The organism is Pseudonocardia sp. ZF1 (assembly GCF_056835605.1).
On the sequence record NZ_JAJNBY010000001.1, the window covers coordinates 1,110,871 to 1,132,510 of the forward strand.

The 21,640-nt window shown below is 74.6% G+C and carries 22 protein-coding genes; 14 read left to right on the forward strand and 8 right to left on the reverse strand.

The features are described 5' to 3' along the window. Positions 1-33: 33 nt before the first annotated feature. The 6 genes from ZF1_RS05625 to ZF1_RS05650 form a co-directional block, all read right to left on the reverse strand. The gene (locus tag ZF1_RS05625; protein ID WP_073578335.1) at positions 34-1,656 is read right to left on the reverse strand and encodes a solute symporter family protein; all 1,623 of its coding nucleotides are present in this window, start codon (positions 1,654-1,656) and stop codon (positions 34-36) included. Next, entirely contained in the window at positions 1,653-2,006 is a 354-nt protein-coding gene (locus tag ZF1_RS05630; protein ID WP_073578336.1) for a DUF485 domain-containing protein, read from the reverse strand. The genes ZF1_RS05625 and ZF1_RS05630 overlap by 4 nt, the downstream gene beginning before the upstream one ends. A 189-nt stretch (positions 2,007-2,195) precedes the next feature. After that, positions 2,196-3,863: a sodium/solute symporter gene (locus ZF1_RS05635; protein ID WP_073578337.1), complete on the reverse strand. Its 1,668-nt coding sequence runs from the start codon at positions 3,861-3,863 to the stop codon at positions 2,196-2,198. Next, on the reverse strand, positions 3,860-4,198 hold the full coding sequence (locus ZF1_RS05640; RefSeq protein ID WP_073578338.1) for a hypothetical protein: 339 nt from the start codon (positions 4,196-4,198) through the stop codon (positions 3,860-3,862). The genes ZF1_RS05635 and ZF1_RS05640 overlap by 4 nt, the downstream gene beginning before the upstream one ends. Then, complete coding sequence (locus ZF1_RS05645; protein ID WP_073578339.1) at positions 4,195-5,055, reverse strand: LytR/AlgR family response regulator transcription factor; 861 nt, start codon at positions 5,053-5,055, stop codon at positions 4,195-4,197. Before ZF1_RS05645 ends, ZF1_RS05640 begins: the two co-directional genes overlap by 4 nt. A gap of 1 nt (position 5,056) precedes the next feature. Beyond that, positions 5,057-6,148: a sensor histidine kinase gene (locus ZF1_RS05650; protein ID WP_301549119.1), complete on the reverse strand. Its 1,092-nt coding sequence runs from the start codon at positions 6,146-6,148 to the stop codon at positions 5,057-5,059. Between the two features lie 117 nt (positions 6,149-6,265). Between ZF1_RS05650 and ZF1_RS05655 the strand changes: the two genes are divergently transcribed. The 10 genes from ZF1_RS05655 to nudC all read left to right on the forward strand — a co-directional run bounded on the left by ZF1_RS05655 (position 6,266) and on the right by nudC (position 17,007). After that, positions 6,266-7,264, forward strand: coding sequence for a potassium channel family protein (locus tag ZF1_RS05655; RefSeq protein ID WP_202416755.1), 999 nt, complete (start codon positions 6,266-6,268; stop codon positions 7,262-7,264). A gap of 46 nt (positions 7,265-7,310) precedes the next feature. Continuing rightward, positions 7,311-8,003, forward strand: coding sequence for a thiamine pyrophosphate-dependent enzyme (locus tag ZF1_RS05660; RefSeq protein WP_100879740.1), 693 nt, complete (start codon positions 7,311-7,313; stop codon positions 8,001-8,003). Then, a complete protein-coding gene (locus tag ZF1_RS05665; RefSeq protein WP_179760971.1) occupies positions 8,000-8,941 on the forward strand; it encodes a transketolase family protein in 942 nt (313 codons plus the stop codon). Before ZF1_RS05660 ends, ZF1_RS05665 begins: the two co-directional genes overlap by 4 nt. A gap of 9 nt (positions 8,942-8,950) precedes the next feature. Beyond that, on the forward strand, positions 8,951-9,814 hold the full coding sequence (locus tag ZF1_RS05670; protein WP_357437509.1) for an exodeoxyribonuclease III: 864 nt from the start codon (positions 8,951-8,953) through the stop codon (positions 9,812-9,814). 105 nt (positions 9,815-9,919) lie between these two features. After that, a complete protein-coding gene (locus ZF1_RS05675) occupies positions 9,920-10,900 on the forward strand; it encodes a DUF4142 domain-containing protein (RefSeq protein WP_482636660.1) in 981 nt (326 codons plus the stop codon). Positions 10,901-11,363: 463 nt separating this feature from the next. Beyond that, positions 11,364-11,825, forward strand: coding sequence for a class F sortase (locus ZF1_RS05680; RefSeq protein ID WP_482636661.1), 462 nt, complete (start codon positions 11,364-11,366; stop codon positions 11,823-11,825). A 58-nt stretch (positions 11,826-11,883) separates the two neighbouring features. Continuing rightward, a complete protein-coding gene (locus ZF1_RS05685) occupies positions 11,884-13,161 on the forward strand; it encodes an aldehyde dehydrogenase family protein (protein ID WP_083474558.1) in 1,278 nt (425 codons plus the stop codon). Positions 13,162-13,200: 39 nt separating this feature from the next. After that, positions 13,201-14,541 (forward strand): M16 family metallopeptidase, encoded by a 1,341-nt coding sequence (locus tag ZF1_RS05690; protein WP_178374296.1) that lies wholly within the window; start codon positions 13,201-13,203, stop codon positions 14,539-14,541. A 49-nt stretch (positions 14,542-14,590) separates the two neighbouring features. Next, a complete protein-coding gene (locus tag ZF1_RS05695; RefSeq protein ID WP_482636662.1) occupies positions 14,591-15,985 on the forward strand; it encodes a M16 family metallopeptidase in 1,395 nt (464 codons plus the stop codon). Then, positions 15,982-17,007 (forward strand): NAD(+) diphosphatase, encoded by a 1,026-nt coding sequence (gene nudC / locus ZF1_RS05700; RefSeq protein ID WP_476653939.1) that lies wholly within the window; start codon positions 15,982-15,984, stop codon positions 17,005-17,007. Before ZF1_RS05695 ends, nudC begins: the two co-directional genes overlap by 4 nt. Positions 17,008-17,091: 84 nt before the next feature. Here nudC and ZF1_RS05705 read toward each other — a convergent pair whose 3' ends face one another. Further along, positions 17,092-17,316: a glutaredoxin domain-containing protein gene (locus ZF1_RS05705; protein WP_280118320.1), complete on the reverse strand. Its 225-nt coding sequence runs from the start codon at positions 17,314-17,316 to the stop codon at positions 17,092-17,094. A 177-nt stretch (positions 17,317-17,493) separates the two neighbouring features. Between ZF1_RS05705 and ZF1_RS05710 the strand changes: the two genes are divergently transcribed. The 4 genes from ZF1_RS05710 (at position 17,494) to ZF1_RS05725 (ending at position 20,881) form a co-directional block, all read left to right on the forward strand. Then, entirely contained in the window at positions 17,494-19,590 is a 2,097-nt protein-coding gene (locus ZF1_RS05710; RefSeq protein WP_308292804.1) for an ATP-dependent DNA helicase UvrD2, read from the forward strand. 152 nt (positions 19,591-19,742) lie between these two features. Next, positions 19,743-20,036 (forward strand): hypothetical protein, encoded by a 294-nt coding sequence (locus tag ZF1_RS05715; RefSeq protein WP_405419058.1) that lies wholly within the window; start codon positions 19,743-19,745, stop codon positions 20,034-20,036. 188 nt (positions 20,037-20,224) lie between these two features. Then, positions 20,225-20,563: a WhiB family transcriptional regulator gene (locus tag ZF1_RS05720; RefSeq protein WP_083474559.1), complete on the forward strand. Its 339-nt coding sequence runs from the start codon at positions 20,225-20,227 to the stop codon at positions 20,561-20,563. Positions 20,564-20,632: 69 nt separating this feature from the next. After that, entirely contained in the window at positions 20,633-20,881 is a 249-nt protein-coding gene (locus tag ZF1_RS05725; RefSeq protein WP_073578347.1) for a hypothetical protein, read from the forward strand. 146 nt (positions 20,882-21,027) lie between these two features. On the opposite strand, the gene ZF1_RS05730 is transcribed toward ZF1_RS05725, so the two are convergent. Further along, positions 21,028-21,444, reverse strand: coding sequence for a VOC family protein (locus ZF1_RS05730; RefSeq protein ID WP_482636663.1), 417 nt, complete (start codon positions 21,442-21,444; stop codon positions 21,028-21,030). Positions 21,445-21,640 lie beyond the last annotated feature (196 nt).

Below are 21,640 nucleotides of genomic sequence, written 5' to 3' on the forward strand. Positions count from 1 at the left end.
GGACGCGGGCTCTCCGCGTGGGGTGGCCTGCGGTCAGTGCGCCTCGGCCTTGGCGATGCCGGCACCGGTCAGGGACCGGACCTCCATCTCGGCGTACTTGCTGCCGTCGTGGCGCTTCTGCCCGATGTAGGTCCCGACCACGCCGAGCAGGAACGACAGCGGGATCGAGACCAGGCCGGGGTTGGCCAGCGGGAACCAGGCGAAGTCCACACCCGAGAAGATCGACGTCTCGGCGCCCGACACCACCGGCGAGAAGACGATCAGCACCAGGGTGCTGATCAGACCGCCGTAGATCGAGAACAGGCCGCCGGTGGTGTTGAACCGCTTCCAGAACAGCGAGTACAGGATCGTCGGCAGGTTCGCCGACGCCGCCACCGCGAAGGCCAGCGCCACGAGGAACGCGACGTTCTGGTCCTTCGCGAGGATGCCACCGACGATCGCGACCACGCCGATCACGATCGCGGTCCGCCGGGCGACCCGGACCTGGGTGGCCTCGGTGTCCTCGACCTCGCCCCGCTTGATCACGTTGATGTAGACGTCGTGCGCGAACGACGCCGACGCGGTGATCGTCAGCCCGGCGACGACCGCCAGGATCGTCGCGAACGCGATCGCGGCGATGATGCCGAGCAGCACCGGTCCGCCGAGGGCTGCGGCGAGCAGCGGCGCGGCCGAGTTCACCTTGCCCGGCGCGGCCTGGATCGCCTCCGGCCCGACCAGCGCACCGGCCGCGAAGCCGATGACCAGCGTGAACAGGTAGAACAGGCCGATCAGCCAGATCGCGACCTCGACCGAGCGGCGGGCCTCCTTGGCCGTGGGCACGGTGTAGAAGCGCATCAGCACGTGCGGCAGGCCCGCGGTGCCGAGCACCAGGGCGATGCCGAGCGAGATGAAGTCGATCTTCGAGGTCAGCGACGCGCCGTACTGCTGGCCGGGGGCGAACAGGCCCTCGCCCTTGGGGGAGCCGTCCGCGGCGGCCTGCATGATCGACGAGAAGTTGAAGCCGAACAGCGCCAGTGCCCAGATCGTCATGACCAGCGCGCCCACGATGAGCAGCACCGCCTTGATCATCTGGACCCAGGTGGTGCCGCGCATGCCGCCGATGAGGACGTAGGCGATCATCACGACGCCGACGACGGCGATCACGACGCCCTGGGCGAACCCGCCCGAGATGCCGAGCAGCAGCGAGACCAGTGCACCGGCACCGGCCATCTGCGCGAGCAGGTAGAAGAACGACACCGCCAGGGTGGAGGTGGCCGCCGCGGCGCGGATCGGGCGCTGCTTCATCCGGAACGCCAGGACGTCGCCCATGGTGAAACGGCCGGTATTGCGCAGCAGCTCCGCGACCAGCAGCAGCGCGACCAGCCACGCGACCAGGAAGCCGATCGAGTAGAGGAAGCCGTCGTAGCCGTTGATCGCGATGGCGCCGGCGATGCCCAGGAACGACGCCGCCGAGAGGTAGTCACCGGCGATCGCGAACCCGTTCTGGGTGCCGGAGAAACCCCCGCCCGCGGTGTAGAAGTCGGCGGCGGTCTTCCTCGCCTGCCGACTGTTGACGTAGAAGACGATCCCCAGCGTCACGATCACGAACGCCAGGAAGATGGAGATGTTCAGCGCCGGGTTGCTGTCCGCGGTCGCCGCCAGGACGGTCGGGCTCATCGGGTTCCCTCGATCTCTCCGCGGAGCTTCGACGACAGCGGGTCGAGCACACGGCCGGCGAAGCGGATGTAGACCACGGTGATCGCGAAGGTGGACACGAACTGCAGCAACCCGAGGACCAGACCCAGGTTGATGTTGCCCAGCACCGGGATCGCCATGAAGTCCGTCGCGAACGTCGCGAGCAGCACGTACAGCAGGTACCAGGCCAGGAACCCGGCGGTGACCGGGAAGACGAACCCGCGCAGACGCCTGCGCAGCTCCTGGAAGTCGGGGCTCGCCTGTGCGGCGGCCCAGTCGGGAGTTCCCGGCGTCGGACCGCCGGGCTGCTCGTCGGACTCGGTCGTACTCACGTATGCCTCCTTGCACAAGCCACGCACGGCCACGGGACCGGACCCAGGAAAGGGCCTTCGGGCCGTGTGCGGAACCCCACACGCACGCTCCGAGCGGCCCAAGATGCAAGCGGCCGACGACCGGACGATCGAGCGCGGCACCGAACGACGAGCGGTCTTGACTCCGATGTCGCCGCTACGCTAAAGCGCTCACTCCCGATCGGCCAGATGGAGCCGCAGCATCGTAGCTTCCGCGTCCGACGGAACGTGATCGCCCAGTGACACGGCGATCATGACGAGGAACGCGCAGGGCACCGACCACAGCGCGGGCTGGGCGAGCAGCATGCCCGCCGTCCCGCCGAGCCCGAGCGCGGCGCCCAGCGCCATCGACCCGACCGTCGCGAGCAGCCCGGTGACCATCCCTGCGTACGCGCCGCGCGCGGTCAGCCCCTTCCACCACAGGCCGAGCACCAGCAGCGGGCAGAACGTCGACGCCGCGACGGTGAACGCCGAGGTCACCGCCGCGCTGACGTCGACGCGCACCATCAGCAGCGCCGCCGGTACGACGGCCGCCGACGCGGCCAGCGCGGTCAGCCGCAGCCGGCGCAGCCCCGAGGGCATGAGGTCGTGGGCGAGCGCCCCGGACAGCGCGAGCAGCAGCCCGAGCGAGGTGGCCAGGAACGCGGCGAACGCCCCCGCGGTGAGCATCGCGGTCAGGGCCGCCGCGGTGCCGCCGCCGGTGACCCGGCCGGGCAGCGTGACGATCGCGGTGTCGGTGCCCTGCGACAGGTACAGCTCGGGGGTGAGCACCGTCCCGAGCAGCCCGTAGACGATCGGGAACAGGTAGAACGCGCCGAGCATCGCGACGGTGATCGCCGCGGTGCGCCGGGCGCCGCGCCCGTCCGGACTGGTGTGGAAGCGCACGATGATGTGCGGCAGCCCCATCGTCCCCAGCGCTGTCGCGACCAGCACCGACCAGGTCGTCAGCAGCGGCGAGGTGTCGGCGGTGCCGAGCAGCGGCAGTGCCCACTCGGCGCCGCCGGGCACCGGCAGCGACGCCCCGTCGCCGCCCAGCTCGGGCACGGCGGCACCGTCGGGGAAGACCCAGACGGCGTCGGCGGCGGCGTGGTGCGGGCCGGGGGTGAGCGGGACCGGCATCCCGTCGACGACCACGACGGTCGGCTCGGTCAGCACGAGCTCGGTGTCGAGCCGGAAGTCCACCGGGGTCTCGGCGGTGAACCGGGTGAACTCCGGCGGGGCGACCATGTCGGCGCGCAGCTGCGGCCCGGCGAGCAGCAGCAGCCAGATCGCGGGCCCGGCGAACAGCAGGAGCTTGAGCGCGAACTGGAACGCCTGCACGTAGGTGGCGGCGCGCATCCCGCCCAGCGCCAGGGTCAGGCCGACGGCGAGCCCGGACACCACGACCCCGACCCAGTAGTCGACGCCCGACACCAGCGTGAGCAGCTGCCCGGCCGCGACGATCTGCGGCACCAGGTAGAGCACCGCGATCACCACGACGACCACCGCGCAGAACCGGCGCAGCGACCGCGACCCGAGGCGGGCCTCGGCGAACCCGGGCACGGTCAGTGCCCCGGAGCGGCGCATCGGCGCGGCGACCAGCGCGAGCATCAGCAGGTAGCCCGCGGCGAACCCGACCGGGTACCAGAGCGCCCCCGTGCCCTCCTTGATCACCAGCCCGGCGACGCCGAGGAACGACGCCGCCGACAGGTACTCCCCGGAGACCGCGGCTGCGTTGAGCATCGGCGAGGTCCGCCGGGACGCGACGAGGAAGTCCGAGGTGGTGCGCATCGCCGCGACGCCACGTGCCCCGATCAGCACCGTGACCAGCAGCAGGGCGACGACCGCGGCGGCCGTCACGGGCGTTCCGCGCGTTCGGCCCGGCGCAGATGCCACCACGCCAGCCCGCCGAGCAGCGGGTACGGGAGCCAGGCGACCGCGATCCAGCCCAGCGGGAGCCCCCCGACCCGCCACTGGGCCAGATCCGGCGCGAGCCGCAGCAGCACCGGCAGCCCGAACAGCAGCACCGCGGCGCAGGCCAGGGTGACCACGGCGCGCCGCAGCTGGGCCCGGCGCAGCCCGCGGGCCCGCTCGGTCAGCCCCGGGTCGAGCGCCGCGGCCGGCTGTGGGCGCGGTACGGCGGTACCCCGCTCGGGCGGTGCGCTGACCGCGACCCGGCGCGGGCGGGCGGTCACGGCCGCCCCCGGCCGCTTCCCGGGCCGTCGCCGTCGGGGGCGCGGTGGCCGTCGAGCGCCCCGGCGGTGGCCGCGGCGAGCAGCTGGTCGCGCAGGTCCCGGGCGTGGCGACGACTGACCGGCACGTCACCGGCATCGGTGTGGGCGAGCAGGCCGCCGCCGGCGTCGCTGCGCAGCTCGCGGACCGCGGGGAGGTGCAGCAGGAAGCTGCGGTGCACGCGGACGAAGCGGTGCGGGTCCCAGTGCTCCTCCAGCCGGGACAGCGGGATCCGCACGAGGTGTGAGCCCCCGGGCAGGTGCAGCCGCACGTAGTCGCCGTGGGCCTCGACGAAGCGGACGTCCTCGCGGCGGACGTAGCGGGTGCGCCCGGCGGCCTCCACCGGCAGCACGGCGAGCTCGTCGACGCGGGGGAGCGCGGGCCCGGCCGGTTCCGGTGCGGTCCCCCCCGCGGTGCCCGGCCCGGCGGCCGAGCGGCCCGCCCGGGCCCGGTGCACCCGGCCGAGCGCGTCGGCGAGCCGGTCCGCGCCGACCGGTTTGAGCAGGTAGTCGACGGCGCCGAGGCCGTACGCGGCGACGGCGTGCTCCTCGAACGCCGTCACGAAGACGATCTCCGGGGGCGTGGCCATCGCGGCCAGCACACCGCCGAGCTCCAGGCCGTCCATCCCGGGCATGGTGATGTCGAGGAAGACGGCGTCGAACCGGCCGGTGGGGATCGCGCGCAGCGCCTCCACCGCGCCGCCGGCCCGTGCGACCTCGCCGACGTCGGGCGCGTCGGCCAGCAGCGCGCAGATCTCGTCGAGGGCGGGGGCGACGTCGTCGACGGCCAGTACGCGCAGTGGCTCGGCGGGGGGTGTCACCTCAGATCACCACCCCGGGCTGGAACCGCGGGATCCGCAGCACGATCCGGGTGCCCGCGCCGGGCGCGGTCTCGATGACCAGGCCGTGATCGGGGCCGTAGACCGCGCGCAGCCTGCGGTCGACGTTCACCAGCGCCAGCCCGGCGCCCTCGGCGGTGCCGGCCAGTACGGCGCGGGCGTGCTCGGGGCTCATGCCCGGCCCGTCGTCGTCGACGGTGATCACGCAGACGTCCCCCTCGGCCTCGCCGCTGACCTGTACCAGCCCGCCGTCGGGGGAGCGCTCGACGCCGTGCTGCACCGCGTTCTCCACCAGCGGCTGCAGCGCCAGCACCGGGACCGGCACCGGCAGCACCTCCGGCGCCACCCGCACCTGCACCCGCAGCCGCTCGCCGAGGACGGCGCGGGCGAGGGTCAGGTAGGCCTCGACCGAGCGGAACTCCCCGGCCAGCGGCACGTAGTCGCCGCGTGCGGCGAGCGAGTGCCGGATGAACTCGGCGAAGGTCTCCAGCAGGTCGCGGGCGCGCGCCGGGTCCGAGCGGACGAACGAGGCGATCGTGGTGAGCGCGTTGTAGACGAAGTGCGGCGAGATCTGGGCCCGCAGCGCGCGCAGCCGGGCGGCCTCGGCCTCGGCCTCGCCGTCGGTCAGGCGGGCGCGTTCGAGGGCGTCGGCGACGAACGCGGCGGTCCGGCGGGCGGCGGCCGACCCGACCCCACCGGCCAGGACGAGCACCGGCCCGTCGCCGACGGGCAGCGCGGTGCGGCCGGCCTCGGTGAGCCGTCGCCCGCGGGCCCGCCCGGCGAGCGCGACGCCGTCGGCGCGGCCGGGGCCCCACCACGAGTCGGGCAGGCCGGGCCGGACCAGGCCCGCCGCCTCGGCGCCGCAGAGCCCGGCGAGCCGGCGCAGCGCCTCGGTCGCGGCGGCGGACCCGGCGGGCTCGCGCAGGCCCGCGGCCACGGCGACCCCCGTCTCGAGGGCCTCGGTCGGGTCCGGTCCGGGTGCGGCACCGCCGCGGAACCGGCGCGCGCTCAGCCGCGGCCGCAGCGACGTGCGCGCAGCAGGCGTCACACGTTCGTGGTCCCCCTCGGCCGACACCTGAGTGAGGATAGGGCCCGGGCGGTCGGTGCGGCGCGACCTGGGCGCTAGCCTTCGCACGTGATCGGCTCCACCCGGCTCAGCGAACTCGATCCCCAGGTCGAGGGTGCGCTGCGGATGCCGGACCCGCGGTCGGGCCCGGTGCGCTCGCTGGTGACCCGCCTGGCGATCGCGGTGTTCGCGCTCGGCGCGACGACGTTGATCGTCTTCTTCGGGCGCGACGGCTACCTCGACAACAACGGTACGGGCGAGATCTCGCTGCTCGACGCCCTCTACTACGCGACGGTGTCGCTGTCGACGACCGGCTACGGCGACATCGTGCCGGTCAGCCCGATGGCCCGCTCCATCAACATCGCGGTGATCACCCCGTTGCGGGTGCTGTTCCTGATCGTCCTCGTCGGTACGACCGTCGAGCTGCTCACCGAGCGCTCGCGGCAGTCGTTCCGGATCCAGCGCTGGAGGTCGCGCGTGCGCGAGCACATCGTCGTCGTCGGCTACGGCACCAAGGGGCGCGCGGCGGTGGAGACGCTGCTCGGCGACGACGTGGACCCCGGGAAGATCGTCGTCGTCGACACCGACCGGGCGCGGCTGGACGTGGCCTCCGGGCTGGGCCTGGTCACCGTGTCCGGCAACGCGACCCGCTCCGCGGTGCTCCGCATCGCCGGGGTGCAGCTGGCGACGACGCTGGTCGTCGCCCTGGACCGCGACGACACCGCGGTGCTGGTCACCCTGACCGCCCGCGAGCTGTCCAAGTCGATCTCGATCGTCGCCGCGGTGCGCGAGGCGGAGAACGTGCACCTGCTCCGCCAGTCCGGCGCCAGCTCGGTGATCGTGTCCGACGAGACGGCCGGGCGGCTGCTGGGCGTCGCGACCCGCTCGCCCGCCGTCGTCGAGGTGGTGGAGGACCTGCTCACCCCGGACGCCGGCTTCGCGATCTCCCAGCGCCAGGTCGAGCCGACCGAGGTCGGCGGCTCCCCGCGGCACCTGCCCGACATCGTGCTCGGCGTGGTGCGTGGCGAGCAGCTCCACCGGGTCGACTCGGCCGCCGTCGACGCGCTGGAGCGGGGTGACCAGCTGCTCTACGTCCGCAAGGCGACCCCGCCGGACGAGGAGTAGCTCGGCCCCTTGACCTGAAGTCGGCTTCAGATCACAGAGTGGTCGAATGCGATCACCGACCGGCTACGCCGACCTCGCCGGGCTGATGACCCGGATGACCGGCGACGAGAAGCACGAACCCGCCGCGACCTCCACCCTCGACGTCCTGTGGGTCCTCTACGACCGCATCCTGCGCGTCGACCCGCAGCACCCCGACGACCCCGACCGCGACCGCTTCCTGGTCTCCAAGGGGCACGGCCCGATGGCGCTCTACGCCGTCCTCGTCGCCCGCGGGTTCCTCGACGACCACCTGCTCGACCGGTTCGCCGGGTACGACTCGACCCTCGGGCACCACCCCGACCGCACGCTCGTGCCCGGGGTGGAGATCTCCTCCGGCTCGCTCGGCCACGGGCTCGGACTGGCCGTCGGCACCGCGTCGGGGCTGCTGCTGCAGGGCCGCGACGCGCGCACCGTCGTCCTCGTCGGCGATGCCGAGCTCGACGAGGGCTCCAACTTCGAGGCGATCCAGTACGCGGGCCGTGCCGGGCTGTCCGGGCTGAGCGCCGTCGTCGTCGACAACAGCTCGGCCTCGCACGGCTGGCCCGGCGGGATCGCCGGCCGCTTCACCGCGGAGGGCTGGGTCGCCGTCGACGCCGACGGCCGCGACCACGACGACCTGGAACGCGCCTTCCGCACCGCACACCCCGACCGACCGCTCGCCGTCGTCGCGCACGTCGAACCGAAGGGGAGCCACCGATGACCGGCTTTGCTCTGCTCACCGATACGCAGCAGCCCACTCCCTCCGACCCCGTGACCCCGCCCGACCTGCGGGAACGCTTCTATGCGCTGCTGCCGGAGCTGATCGCGTCCGACCCGCGGGCCGTCGCGCTGCTGGCCGACATCGGGGCCGGCTACGTCGACGTCCCGCCCGACCTCGCCGACCGCGTGATCAACGTCGGCATCCGCGAGCAGCTGCTCGTCTCCACCGCCGGTGGGCTCGCGCTGACCGGGATGCGCCCGGTCGTGCACACCTTCGCGCCGTTCCTCGTCGAACGGCCCTACGAGCAGCTCAAGCTCGACCTCGGGCACCAGGGCGTCGGGGCGCTGCTGGTGTCGGCCGGTGGGTCCTACGACATGGCGGGCGCGGGGGAGACCCACTTCGGCCCGCGCGACGTGCCGCTGCTCGACACCCTCGACGGTTGGACCGTCCACGTGCCTGGGCACGCCGACGAGGCGGAGGCGCAGCTGTGGGCCGCCCTGCCCGGCGACGACCGGGTCTACGTCCGGCTCTCGGGCGCGTCCAACGCGCGGCCGTACGGGGCGGGCCCGTCGATGACGGTGCTGCGGCGGGGGCGCCGGGGGACGGTCGTCGCGGTGGGGCCCCTGGCGGACCGGACGCTCGCCGCCGTCGCCGACCTGGACGTGACCGTCCTGTACGCCGGGACCGTCCGCCCGTTCGACGCGGCCGGCCTGCGCGCCACGCTGTCCGAGCCGGACGTCGTGCTCGTGGAGCCCTACCTCGCCGGGACCTCGGTGCGGCACGTCTCCGACGCGCTCGCCGACCTGCGGCACCGGGTCCTCGGGCTCGGGGTCGGCGCCGCCGAGCTGCGTCGCTACGGCAGCCCGGAGGACCACGACGCCGCGCACGGCCTGGACGTCGCGGGCATCCGCCGGTCGGTGACGCGCTTCCTCTCGTAGGGTCGGGGCGTGCGTCTGGCCACCTGGAACGTGAACTCCGCGAAGTCCCGGCTGCCGCGGCTGCTGCCGTGGCTCGACGAGCGGGAACCCGACGTCGTCTGCCTCCAGGAGACCAAGCTCTCCGACGACGACTTCGCCGCGGCCTTCGGCGAGGCACTGGCCGAGCGCGGCTACGCGAGCGCGCACCACGGCCAGGGCCGGTGGAACGGCGTCGCCCTGCTGTCGCGGGTGGGTCTGGACGACGTCGTGCGCGGCCTGCCCGACGAGCCCGTCTTCACCGAGGGCGGGCTGGAGGTCCCGGACGCGCGCGCCGTCACCGCCACCTGCGGCGGGCTGCGGGTCACCTCGGTGTACGTGCCGAACGGCCGCAGCCCCGAGGACCCGCACTACGCCTACAAGCTGCGCTGGCTCGGTGCACTGCGCGAGCTGGTCGCGACGGGCGACCCCGCGTCGACCGTGGTGGCCGGGGACGTGAACATCGCCCCCACCGACGACGACGTCTGGGACCGTTCCCTGTTCGACGGCGCCACCCACGTCACCCCCGACGAGCGGGCCGCGCTCGCCGCGCTGCTCGGGACCGGGCTGCGCGACGTCCTGCGCGAGCGCTGGCCCGACGAGCGCGTGTTCAGCTACTGGGACTACCGGGCCGGCCGGTTCCACCAGGACCAGGGGATGCGGATCGACCTGGTGCTGGCCGGGTCGGGCCCGGCCGACCGTCGCGCGGCGGTGTGGGTGGACCGCAAGGCGCGCAAGGGGAAGCTCCCCAGCGACCACGCCCCGGTCGTCCTGGACCTCGACGAGGCGCCCGACGGCGACGTCGGCCCGGTCGTCCCGCCGCCCTCGGCCCCGGCACCGCTCAGCCGTCGGCGATAACCACTCGCCGCCCGCATGGGACCTGTCGTGTGGTTCGAGTTGCAACGTCCGGAGTAAGCCGATAGCCCATCAGGCGTACACCGCTACCTCCGGGGGATGACTCGCATGACGACGACCACGAACCACCCGCGCCGGATCAGCCGCACCGTCGGTGCCGCCGTCGCCGCGGCCGCACTCGTGGGGCTGACCGCCTGCGGTGGCGAGACGCCGCAGGTGCCGAACCTGCCCGACAACCTCCCGCAGGTCCCGGGCGTCGGCGACCCGCGCCAGGCGTTCGGCGACGCGCACCAGAAGGCGCTCGGCCTCGCCGCGCTCGGCGGCATCGGCCTGGAGCAGGGCGTCGGGGACAAGGTCAAGGAGCTCGCGCCGCAGGTGCAGGGCGAGGGCCAGCAGATCAACGACAAGCTGCGGGGGCTGGCGTCGTCGATCGGCGTCTCGCTGCCCGACCAGGTCTCCCCGGAGATCCAGTCCCAGGTCGACGACCTCAAGGCCCGCACCGGTGAGCAGTTCGACCAGGGCTGGCTGCAGGCCGCGCAGGAGCAGGTCGGACAGCTCAGCGACCAGGCCCAGCAGCTGCTGAACGTCCCCGGCCTGCCGCCGGAGCAGCTCGACCAGGCCCGCGCGCAGCTCACGAACCTGGGTGAGCTGAAGACCAAGCTGGACCAGGCCGCGGCCGAGGCCGGGGCCACGACCCCGGGCTCCGGCTCGGACAACCCCGGGAACGGCACCGACGGGAACGGCACCGACGGGAACGGCACCGACGGGAACGGCACCGACGGGAACGGCACCGACGGGAACGGCACCGACGGGAACGGCACCGACGGGAACGGCACCGACGGGAACGCCGCCGGGTCCGGCGACGGGACCGCGCCCGGTGCGGGCACCGGCAACGGTACCGGCAACGGCTCGGCCTCCGGTTCCGGTGACGCCGCGGGCCGGGGCGGCTCCGGCGCGCCCGCCGTCGACGCCGGCACCGGCGGTCAGGCCGCGTCGGCGTCCGACGCCGCGCTGCCCGTCGCGCTCGGCGGTGCCGGGCTGCTGCTGCTCGTCGCCGGCGCCGTCCGGCTGCGTCGCGCCCGCGCGTGACACCGCGGCGCCGGCGCCCGGCCGGGGGCGTACGGGGAGCGGCCGCGCTGCTGCTCCTCGGCGCCGCCCTGCTGGGCGCCGGCGCCGGTCTCGCACTCGGTGACGACGCCCGCGTCGAGGCGAGCGACCTCGGCGCCGTGCCCGCGGGAACGGCCCCCACCGCGACGCGTGCGGTGCCGGTGGCCCGGGCGGTGCCGGTCCTGGCGCCACCGGACCCGGCTCCGGTGGTCGGGGCGCTCGACGCCGCGGCGCTGCCGGGGGCGGCTGTTCCCGGTCCGCCCGGCCCGCCCGCTCCCTCGGTCCCGCCCCCACCCGCGTCCGCCGGGCTCCCGGCGGGCCCGCTCCCCGGCCCCGGCGACCGCACCGGCCCCCGCCCCGCTCCACCGGCCCGGCGCCGATCGCGCCGCGCGAGCCGTGGACCGTCTCGGCGGTCTACCCGCTCCCCGCGCCCGAGCCCGGCACCGTGTCGCAGCCGGTCGTCCCGGCCGTCCTGGAGCTCCCCGCCCGCGGCCTGTCCGCCCCCGTCGACGCGGTCGGCACCGCCCCGAACGGCGGGATGGTCGTCCCCGACCAGGTGCGCACGGTCGGCTGGTGGGCCCCCGGTGTCCTCCCGGGCGGCGCGTCCGGGAGCGCCGTGATCGCCGGTCACGTCGACTCGCGCACCCAGGGCATCGGGTTCCTGTCGGTGCTGCCGCAGCTCGTCGCGGGCGAGCCGGTCGTCGTCCGTGGCGCCGACGGCCGCACCGCGGCCTACCGGGTCGTCGCGCGTCGCGAGTACGGCAAGCACGACCTGCCCCGCGAGGTGTTCCGCCGCGACGGCGACCCGCAGCTCGTCCTCGTCACCTGCGGCGGGGTGTTCGACCCGGCGGCGGGGAGCTACGAGTCGAACATCGTCGTCTACGCCGTGCCGACCGCTGCGCCCTGAGCCGTCCTCGCCGGATACCCGGTCGGGCCCGCGACGGCGACCGCCTACCCTGACCTGCGTGAGCAGCACCGTGACCACCCCGCAGGAGACGACCGAGGCGCCGGAGTTCGCCGCCGTCCGTGAGGCCGCGCAGCGCGCCCGGGCCGCCGCCCCGGCCGTCCGCGCCGCGGGCGAGGGCCGGATCGACGACGCCCTGCGCGCCGCCGCCTCGCTGATCCGGGACCGGGCGCACGAGCTGCTCGACGTCAACGCCGCCGACGTCGCCGCCGCCGAGCGGAACGGCATGGCGGCGGGCCTTCTCGACCGGCTGCGCCTGGACCCCGAGCGGCTGGCCGGGATCGCCACCCAGCTCGAGGTGCTCGCGGCGACCCCCGAGCCGCCCACCGAGTGGCCGGTCCGCACGCTGGAGACCGGCGAGCGGGTGTTCGAGCGGCGCATCCCGGTCGGCGTCATCGGCGCGGTGTTCGAGGCCCGGCCGAACGTGACCGTCGACGTCGCCTCGCAGGTCCTCAAGGCCCGCAGCGCCGCCGTCCTGCGCACCGGGTCCGCCGCGCTCGGCAGCGCCACCGCGCTCGTCGAGCAGGTGCTGCGCCCCGCACTGGCCGACGCCGGGCTCCCCGAGGCCGCCGTGCAGCTCGTCCCGCTGCCCGGCCACGCCGGCGCCGAGGCCCTCGTCGGGCTGCCCGACCTGGTGCCGCTGGTCGTCGTCCGCGGGTCCGGGGACGTCACCCGCAAGCTGTCCGTGCTCGGCGCGACCGCGGGCACCCGGGTGCTCGCCCACGCCGACGGCGGCGGCGTCCTCTACCTCGACGCCAGCGCCACCGAGGCCGACGTCACCCGCCTGGTCACCGACTCGACCGACCGGCTCGGCGTCTGCAACCGGCTCAACCTGCTGCTCGTCGACCGGCCCGTCTACGACACCCTGCTGCCGGTCGCGAAGGCCGCCCTCGACGCCCGCGGCATCGCGCTGTCGCTGCCCCCGCACGACCACCCGCTCGGTCACGAGTGGGCGCTGGACTCCGGCGCCGAGGCGCACGTGACGGTCGCCGTCGTCGACGGCCCCGACGACGCCGCCGACACCGCCGCCCGGGAGACCTCCGGCCTGGCCGCGACGATCTGCGCCGCCGACGAGCAGGTCGCCCACCGTTTCATCGACCGCTACACCGGCACCGGGGTGTTCTGGAACGCGCCGTCGCGGTTGCTCGACGGCTACAAGCTGCTGGGCCTGCCCGAGACCGGCATCAACGTCGATCACACCCCCGGCCCCCGCGGCCCGGTGACCTACCGCGACCTCGGGCTGCGCCAGTTCGTGATCCTGCCGCCCGAGCGCGCCTGACCGGGCAGGTTGCCGGGGGTGGGGGATAGCCTCGCTCCCGTGTCCGTGATCGCCGACAAATCCGCTCTCGAGCTGCACCGGGCCACGCTGGCCAACGGGCTGCGCGTGCTCGTCGTCCCGGACCCGGCCACCCCGGTGGTCGGGGTCTCGGTGCACGTCGACGTGGGCTTCCGTTCCGAGCCGGAGGGACGTACCGGCTTCGCGCACCTGTTCGAGCACCTGATGTTCCAGGGCAGCGAGAGCCTGGAGAAGCTGGAGCACTTCCGGCAGGTCCAATCCGCGGGCGGGATCTTCAACGGCTCGACCCACCAGGACTACACCGACTACTTCCAGGTGCTGCCCGGTGCGGCGCTGGAGCGGGCGCTGTTCCTGGAGTCCGACCGGCTGCGCGCCCCGAAGCTCACCGTCGAGAACCTGCGCAACCAGGTCGACGTCGTGAAGGAGGAGATCCGGCTCAACGTCCACAACCGCCCCTACGGCGGGTTCCCGTGGATCCTGCTGCCACCGGTCCTCTACGACACCTTCCCGAACGCGCACAACGGCTACGGCGACTTCTCCGAGCTGGAGCAGGCGAGCCTGGACGACGCGGCCGCGTTCTTCGACACCTTCTACGCGCCGGGCAACGCGCTGGTCACCGTGCACGGTGACCTGTCCGAGCACGGTGTCGACGGCACCCTCGCCCTGGTCGAGCGGCACTTCGGGGACATCCCCGCCCGGCCCGTCCCGCAGCGGCCGTCGTTCACCGAGCCCGCTCCCGGCGCGGAGCGGCGGCAGACCGTGGCCGACGCCCACGCCCCGCTGCCCGCCCTGGCGCTCGGCTACCGCGTCCCCGACCCGGCCGCCGAGCCCGACGCCTACCTGGCCCACGCCATGCTCGCCACCGTCCTGGCCGACGGCGAGGCCTCACGGCTGCAGCGCCGCCTGGTCCACGGCGGCGCCGACGGAGCAGGCCTGGTCACCGACGTCTCGGCGTCCAACGGCCTGATGGGCGGCCCGTTCGACGCCCGCGACCCCGACACCTTCACGATCACCGCGGTGCACCCGGCCGAGGTGCCCGCGGACCGGGTCACCGCCGCGGTCGACGAGGAGCTGGACCGCCTCGCCGAGCAGGGCCCCGGCGCCGAGGAGCTGGAGCGTCAGACCGCCCGCTGGGTCGCCGCGCTGCACCGCGAGGACGACCGCGTCATGTACCGGATGCTCGGGCTCGGCGCCCGCGAGCTGCTCTACGGCCGCGCCGAGCTCGCCGTGGAGCTCCCCGGCAGGCTGGCCGCACTGACCGGTGCCGACGTCGCCGCCGCGGCCGCCCGGCTGCGTTCGGCCGGGCGGGCCGTCCTGCTGGTCGAGCCGGCCGCCGAACCGACCGGGGACGGCGACGCGTGAGCGCACCGACCCGTCCCGGCACCGTGAACCACACCGAAGGGGGCTCCGCGTGAGCGCCGACCGCACACACCGCAGCGCGGAGGAGATCGGCCGCACCGAGCGCGGCCCCCGCCCGCTGCCCGCGCTCGGCCGCACCAAGGAGGTGCCGCTGCCGGACGTGCTCACCGAGACCCTGCCGAACGGGCTGACCGTCCTGGCCGCGCGCCGCCCCGGGGTCCCGCTGGTCGAGACCGTCCTGCGCATCCCGGCCGCCTCGCCGGAGCCGGTCGCCGACGCCGCCCGCACCGCGGGCACAGAGGTGCTCGCCGAGACCATCCTGACCGGCACCGCGGGCCGCGACCGGATCGGCATCGACGACGCGCTGGCCTCGGTCGGCGGGGAGCTCGGCGTCGCCGTCGACCCGGAGTACCTGCAGGCGGGCGGCTCCGCGCTGGCCACGGGTCTGCCAACGGTCCTCGACGTCCTCGCCGACGTCCTCACCGCCGCCACCCACTCCGACGCCGAGGTCGCCCGCGAGCGGTCCCGGCTGGCCGAGCGGATCGCCGTCGCCCGCGCGCAACCGCGCACCGTCGCCCGCGAGGCGCTGATGCGCCGCCGCTTCGGCGACCACCCCATCGTCTCGGAGATGCCGACCGCCGAGGCCGTCGCCGCGGTCACCCCGGAGCGCGTGCGGGAGCTGCACGCCGACCTCGTCGTCCCGGACGGGGCGAGCCTGGTCCTCGTCGGCGACATCGACCCCGAGGCCGCGATCGCCGAGGTCGCCCGCCGGCTCGGGGGGTGGACCGGCGACCACCCCGCCCGGTGGCTGTCCGCCCCGCCGGTGCCGCAGGCGGGCGACCTGGAGCTGGTCCACCGGCCCGGCTCCGTGCAGTCCCAGCTGCGTCTCACCGCGCCCGGCCTGGACCGCACCGACGAGCGCTACACCGCGTTCCAGCTCGCGAACCTCGTGTTCGGTGGCTACTTCTCCTCGCGCTGGATGGAGAACATCCGCGAGGACAAGGGCTACACCTACGGCGCGCACTCCGGGCAGGAGTTCGTGCCCGGGGGCGCGGTGCTCGGTCTCGACGCCGACGTCGCCTCCGACGTCACGGCCGCCGCCCTGCTCGAGACCCGCTACGAGCTCGGCCGCATGGTGACGGTCCCGCCGACAGAGCAGGAGGTCACCTCGGCCCGTCGCTACGCGATCGGCTCGCTGCTGATCTCGCTGGACAGTCAGTCCGCGCTGGCCGGCACCCTGTCCGCGCTGCACGCCGCCGGGCTCGACGTCGACTGGCTCCGGGACCGGCCGCGCCGGCTGGAGGCGGTCACCGTCGACGAGGTCGCCGCGGCCGCCACCGCGCTGTTCGCGCCGACCCGGTTCACCGGGGTGGTCGTCGGGGACGCCGACGTGGTCGGGCCACCGCTCGCCGCGCTCGGCGGCGTGGTCCGCGGAGGCGGGCGATGAGCCCCGGGGACTTCTCCCTGACCGAGGAGCCGGTGCTGTCGCGCAACGCGCTCTCCCGCGACGAGAACCGGCGCCTGGACCCGGCCTACGTGCGCGACACGTGGGCGACGGCGCGCGTGGTCGTCGTCGACGAGTCCGGACGCACCCCGGTGGACTGGGAAGTCGAACCGGGCCGCGAGTTCCGCGAGGTCGACGCCGCCGCCTGGGACGACGCGGCGGGCCGTGGCGGGCACGTCCGGACCCGCGCGGGCACCGACGTCGCCGCGGAGCCGCCGGCCGAGGCCGTGCTGCTCGGCGAGCGCGAGGGCGTCCCGTACTGGGCGGTGCGCGTCGGGACCGAACGCACCGCCGACAGCGACATCTTCACCGGCGAGGGGGAGTGGGCGGACCTGCGCGCCGCGGGCGCGTTCCTCGACCCGCTCGGGTCCGGGCTGCTCACCGGCGCGGTCGCCACGCTGAACTGGCACGACCGGGCCCGGTTCTGCGCGATCGACGGCACCCGCACCCGCCCGCACAACGCGGGCTGGGCCCGGGTCTGCGACAACGGCCACGAGGAGTACCCGCGCACCGACCCGGCGATCATCTGCCTGGTGCACGACGGTGCGGACCGCGTCCTGCTCGCCCGCCAGCCGGTGTGGCCGGCCGGGCGCTACTCGGTGCTCGCCGGGTTCGTCGAGTCCGGCGAGTCGCTGGAGGCGTGCGTGCACCGCGAGATCTCCGAGGAGGTCGGCATCGCCGTGTCCGACGTGCGGTACCTCGGCAGCCAGGCGTGGCCGTTCCCGCGGTCGCTGATGGTCGGCTTCCACGCGATCGGGGACCCGGAGGTCCCGCTGACGCCGCAGGACGGCGAGATCGCCGACGCCCTGTGGATCACCCGGGACACGCTGCGGGCGGCACTGGCCCGCGGCGACTGGGGCACCCGGGACGAGCCCGACCCCACCGACGGACCGGTGGTCATGCTGCCGGGGAAGGTCTCGATCGCACGCACCATGCTGGAGTCTTGGGCCGCCGCCGGGGGCTGACCCCGCAGACGAAGCGGCGGCCCGCCCCCGGTGAGGTACCGGTGGCGGGCCGCCGCGCTCCGTGGTGGGAGATCAGGGGAGGTGTCAGACCCCGAGCCGGGTCTTCACCTCGGAGAAGCTGGGGTTCGTCGCGACCGACTCGTCCGGGAAGACGACGGTCGGCACCGTGCGGTTGCCGCCGTTGGCCTTCTCGACGAACGCCACGGCGTCCGGCTCACGCTCGATGTCGATCTCGCGGTAGCCGATGCCGGCCTGGTCGAGCTGCAGCTTGAGACGACGGCAGAAGCCGCACCAGCTGGTCGTGTACATCGTCAGGTCCGCCATACCGGGTGCAACGGGCTCGCTCGCGGGATTCTTCCCGCCCCGCTGTGACCTGCCCGGCACCCGGACGGGCGGGACGGGCGACCCGTGACCGTCGGGGGTGGGTGTCAGGATGGGTGGGTGCCGTCCCGATCCACCACCCGCCCCGCCCGTGCGACCCGCGCCGTGCCGGACCCGGCGGCCCCGATCGGCGCGGACGGTCTGGACCCCGAGCAGCGGGCCGCGGTGCACGCGCCGCGCGGCCCGGTCTGCGTCCTCGCGGGGGCGGGCACCGGTAAGACCCGCACGATCACCCGGCGGATCGCCCACCTGGTGACCTCGGGCCACGTCGCCGCCACCCAGGTCCTCGCCGTCACCTTCACCGCCCGCGCCGCGGGGGAGCTGCGCACCCGGCTGCGCGCCCTCGACGCCTCCGGGGTGCAGGCCCGCACCTTCCACGCCGCGGCGCTGCGTCAGCTGCGCTACTTCTGGCCACAGATGGTCGGCGGCAGCCCGTGGCCGCTGCTCGACGGCAAGCTGCGGCTCGTCGGCCAGGCGGCTGCCCGCGCCCGGGCCGGCACCGACTCCGACGCGCTGCGCGACCTCGCCTCCGAGATCGAGTGGGCGAAGTCGACCCTGGTCGCCCCGTCGGACTACGCGGCCGAGGTCGCCCGCCGTCGCCGCGACACCCCCGGCCCGGCCGAGCAGGTGGCCGCCGTCTACGCCGCGTACGAGGAGCTGAAGAACGCGAGCGAGCAGCTCGACTTCGACGACCTGCTCCTGCACACCGCGATCGCGCTGGAGGAGCACGGCGGCGTCGCCGAGGAGTTCCGGTCCCGTTACCGGTGCTTCGTCGTCGACGAGTACCAGGACGTCACCCCGTTGCAGCAGCGCCTGCTCGACGCCTGGCTCGGCGACCGCGACGACCTCACCGTCGTCGGCGACGCCAACCAGACGATCTACACCTTCGCCGGCGCCTCCCCCCGGTACCTGCTGGAGTTCCCGCGCCGTTTCCCCGACGCCGCGGTCGTGCGCCTGCAGCGCGACTACCGCTCCACCCCGCAGATCGTCGGCTGCGCGAACCAGCTGATCGGCGCCGCCCGCAACCGGCCCGCCGGGTCCCGGCTGCAGCTCATCGGGCAGCTCCCGCCCGGCCCCGACCCGGACTTCTCCGAGCACGACGACGAGGCCGGGGAGGCCGCCGCCGTCGCGGGCCGGATCCTGACCCTGATCAACGACGGCACCGAGCCGTCGGAGATCGCGGTGCTGTTCCGGATCAACGCCCAGTCCGAGGCGTTCGAGCAGGCCCTGTCCGACGCCGGCGTGCCCTACCAGATCCGCGGCGGGGAGCGGTTCTTCAACCGGCCCGAGATCCGCCGGGCGATGCTCGCGCTGCGCACCGCAGCGCCGGACCAGCGGCCGGGCACCGACCTCGTCGACGTCACCCGCGCGGTGCTCACCGCCCGCGCCGGGCTGACCGACGAGCCGCCGAAGGGCGCGACGCTGCGCGCGCAGTGGGAGTCGCTGCTGGCGCTGGTCGGCGTCGCCGAGGAGCTGGCCGCGGTCGAGCCGCAGGCCGACCTGCGCCGGTTGTGCGGGGAGCTGGAGACCCGCGCCGACCACGCGCAGGCGCCCGTCGTCAACGGCGTCACGCTGGCGTCGTTGCACGCAGCGAAGGGCCTGGAGTGGGATGCGGTGTTCCTCGTCGGGCTCGCCGACGGCACCCTCCCCATCGGTCACGCCGGGGACGACGAGGCCGCCGTCGAGGAGGAACGCCGGCTGTTCTACGTCGGCGTCACCCGCGCCCGGCGGGTGCTGTCGATGTCGTGGTCGCTGACCCGGGCCTCCGGGCGCGGGCCGAAGCGACGCCGCTCGCGGTTCCTGTACGGACTGATCCCGGACTCGCACCCGGCGTCCCGGGTGGCCGGCGAGCGCCGGCCCGGGGGTGCCCGGCCCAAGTGCCGCGTCTGCGGGACCCCGCTGTTCGGGACCACCGCCACCAAGCTCCTGCGCTGCGACGACTGCCCGTCCGATGTGGACCTGGAGTTGCTGGACCGCCTCAAGCAGTGGCGGTCGGCGGCGGCGAAGGCGCAGGACGTGCCCGGCTTCGTCGTGCTCACCGACGCGACGCTCACCGCGATCGCGGAGCAGCGGCCCGCCGGACCGTCGGCGCTGGTGGGCATCCCGGGGATCGGCGCGGCCAAGCTGGACCGCTACGGCGACGACGTGCTGCGGGTGCTCGCCGAGCACGCGGCGGAGGGTTCACGACCCCCTCTTCGGTAGGGATCGGCGTGAACTTCCGGCGAGACTTCGAATAATCGGTTGCCGTGCCGTGCGCAGCACTTCTACTGTCGTCGGCACCAGGTGGAGCGCCATGCTCCCGACACAGACGCGTCGCGCGGGAGACCGCGGACGGAACCGGAGGAGGTGACGAGATGGGCACGATCGACACGACCGACCTGATCGGCACCACCCTGTCCGTCCCGGCCCCGGTGTGCGTCCCGGAGCAGACCGTCGTCGCGCACGACGTCGCTCACGCGGGCATCGCGGTCACCGGGGAGTCCGGCGTCCGTCGTCGCCCCCAGGGGGTGGCGCTGCTCGCGCCGTCGACGCTCCGCGCCACGGGTGAGGTGTACCCGCTGGGCGGCATGCCGGTCGCGGTCACCGGCCCGATCTTCGATGACAAGTGCACAGCTGCGTTCGTTCCCGGGCGCCGAGGGGGTACCTGACCCTCAGCACCCAGCGAGTCCCATCGGGGCCGCGGAACCCACGCACACGGGTTCCGCGGCCCCGTTTTTTGTCCCCGATTCCGTCCCGAGAGATGACAGATCCCGACCAGACCGGTCTGACCAGTTACAGAGAAGTTCGATCGAGGAGGTCGATCGTGTACGTGCGATCCGTTCCGTGTGACGGCGGAATGATCACCGAGCAGTCCGGCGGCGGCGCCGGACCCGACGAGGTGCGGCTGCGGTCCGTGCCGAGCGTGGGCTCAGCCCTGCCCTGCCGCAACGGCGACGCCGACCTGTGGTTCGCCGAGGCCCCGGCCGAGCTGGAGGAGGCGAAGTCCCGCTGCGGCGGCTGCCCGCTCCGGCAGGCCTGCCTGGACGGTGCGCTGGAGCGCGCCGAGCCGTGGGGTGTGTGGGGAGGCGAGATCTTCGACCACGGTCGGGTGATCCCACGCAAGCGCCCGAGGGGGCGTCCCCGCAAGGCCGACCTGGAGCGCGACCGGGCCCTGGCCCTGGCCGCGAGCCGCTGACCACAGCCGTACGGGCGCGACGCGCACCGCGGCGCCCGCCGACCCACCAGACCCGAGGAGACCCGAGACATGAACGACCTGAAGCCGGCACCGGCCGTGCGACCGATTCCCCGCACCGACCGTTCGTCCCACCTCGTGAACCAGGAGAACGTGATGACGCTCATCCAGGAAGCGCTGGCGAGATCCCATCAGCAGGAGGCACAACGGGCGGCGGCCGAGCACCGGCTCGCACGCCGGCTCACCGCGGGCCGCGGCTGGTCCCGGATCGCGGCCTGGGCCGCCTCCCGCGCCGAGCGGGCGCGGCTGCGCGCCGGCTGATCCCGCCGCCGACCGATGCGATCGGTGCCCCGTCCGGACCCGACGTCCGGGCGGGGCACCGTCGTGTCCGGGACCTGCCGGTCCGCCGGTGGGAGAGGGTGCCTGCTCGTCGCTTTGCTCTGCTCACCGATACGCAGCACCCCAGGTCAGGGCGCCGGCGACCCCGTGAACGCGTCGGCGAACTCCGCCGACGGGGCGATCTCGGTGATCACGTCGACCAGTACCCCGTCCGGCCCGGCGACGACGAAGTGCCGCTGCCCGAAGTCCTCGTCGCGTACCGGGAGCAGCGCCTCCAACCCACCGCGGACGACGAGACGGTCCCACTCGGCGTCGACGTCGTCGACCTCGAAATTCATCAGCGTCCCGGCGGCGGACCGGCCGCGGTACGCCGCCGGGATCGTCGGATGGTCCCGGTCGAGGACGGCGAGCTCGAAGCGTCCGCGACGGAGGCTGACGTACCAGTCGGTGTCGAAGACGATCTCGAATCCCATCAGGCCGGTCCAGAACGCGCGGGCGGCCGGGACGTCGGCCGTCGCGAGGACCGGGTAGCAGCTGTGGAGCACGGCACCCTCCTATACGCATACCTTCGGTACGTGAAATCTATCGACGTACCATCAGAACGTCAAATCGGGGAGAGGGCACGGGAACTTTGGTCCGAGCAGCGCGAGCGGATCCGGCAGGCGGTGCTGGACGAGGCGGCGCGCCTGTTCTCCCGCAACGGGTGCGGCGCGGTCGGGCTGCCGGCCGTCGTCGACGGGC

Bases quoted from the DNA above. Each gene is read 5' to 3' on its own strand.
- ZF1_RS05625 (WP_073578335.1), bottom strand. From the start codon at position 1,656: ATGAGCCCGACCGTCCTGGCGGCGACCGCGGACAGCAACCCGGCGCTG.
- ZF1_RS05655 (WP_202416755.1), top strand. From the start codon at position 6,266: ATGCCGGACCCGCGGTCGGGCCCGGTGCGCTCGCTGGTGACCCGCCTG.
- ZF1_RS05660 (WP_100879740.1), top strand. From the start codon at position 7,311: ATGCGATCACCGACCGGCTACGCCGACCTCGCCGGGCTGATGACCCGG.
- ZF1_RS05665 (WP_179760971.1), top strand. From the start codon at position 8,000: ATGACCGGCTTTGCTCTGCTCACCGATACGCAGCAGCCCACTCCCTCC.
- ZF1_RS05675 (WP_482636660.1), top strand. From the start codon at position 9,920: ATGACGACGACCACGAACCACCCGCGCCGGATCAGCCGCACCGTCGGT.
- nudC (WP_476653939.1), top strand. From the start codon at position 15,982: ATGAGCCCCGGGGACTTCTCCCTGACCGAGGAGCCGGTGCTGTCGCGC.
- ZF1_RS05705 (WP_280118320.1), bottom strand. From the start codon at position 17,316: ATGTACACGACCAGCTGGTGCGGCTTCTGCCGTCGTCTCAAGCTGCAG.
- ZF1_RS05715 (WP_405419058.1), top strand. From the start codon at position 19,743: ATGGGCACGATCGACACGACCGACCTGATCGGCACCACCCTGTCCGTC.
- ZF1_RS05720 (WP_083474559.1), top strand. From the start codon at position 20,225: ATGATCACCGAGCAGTCCGGCGGCGGCGCCGGACCCGACGAGGTGCGG.
- ZF1_RS05725 (WP_073578347.1), top strand. From the start codon at position 20,633: ATGAACGACCTGAAGCCGGCACCGGCCGTGCGACCGATTCCCCGCACC.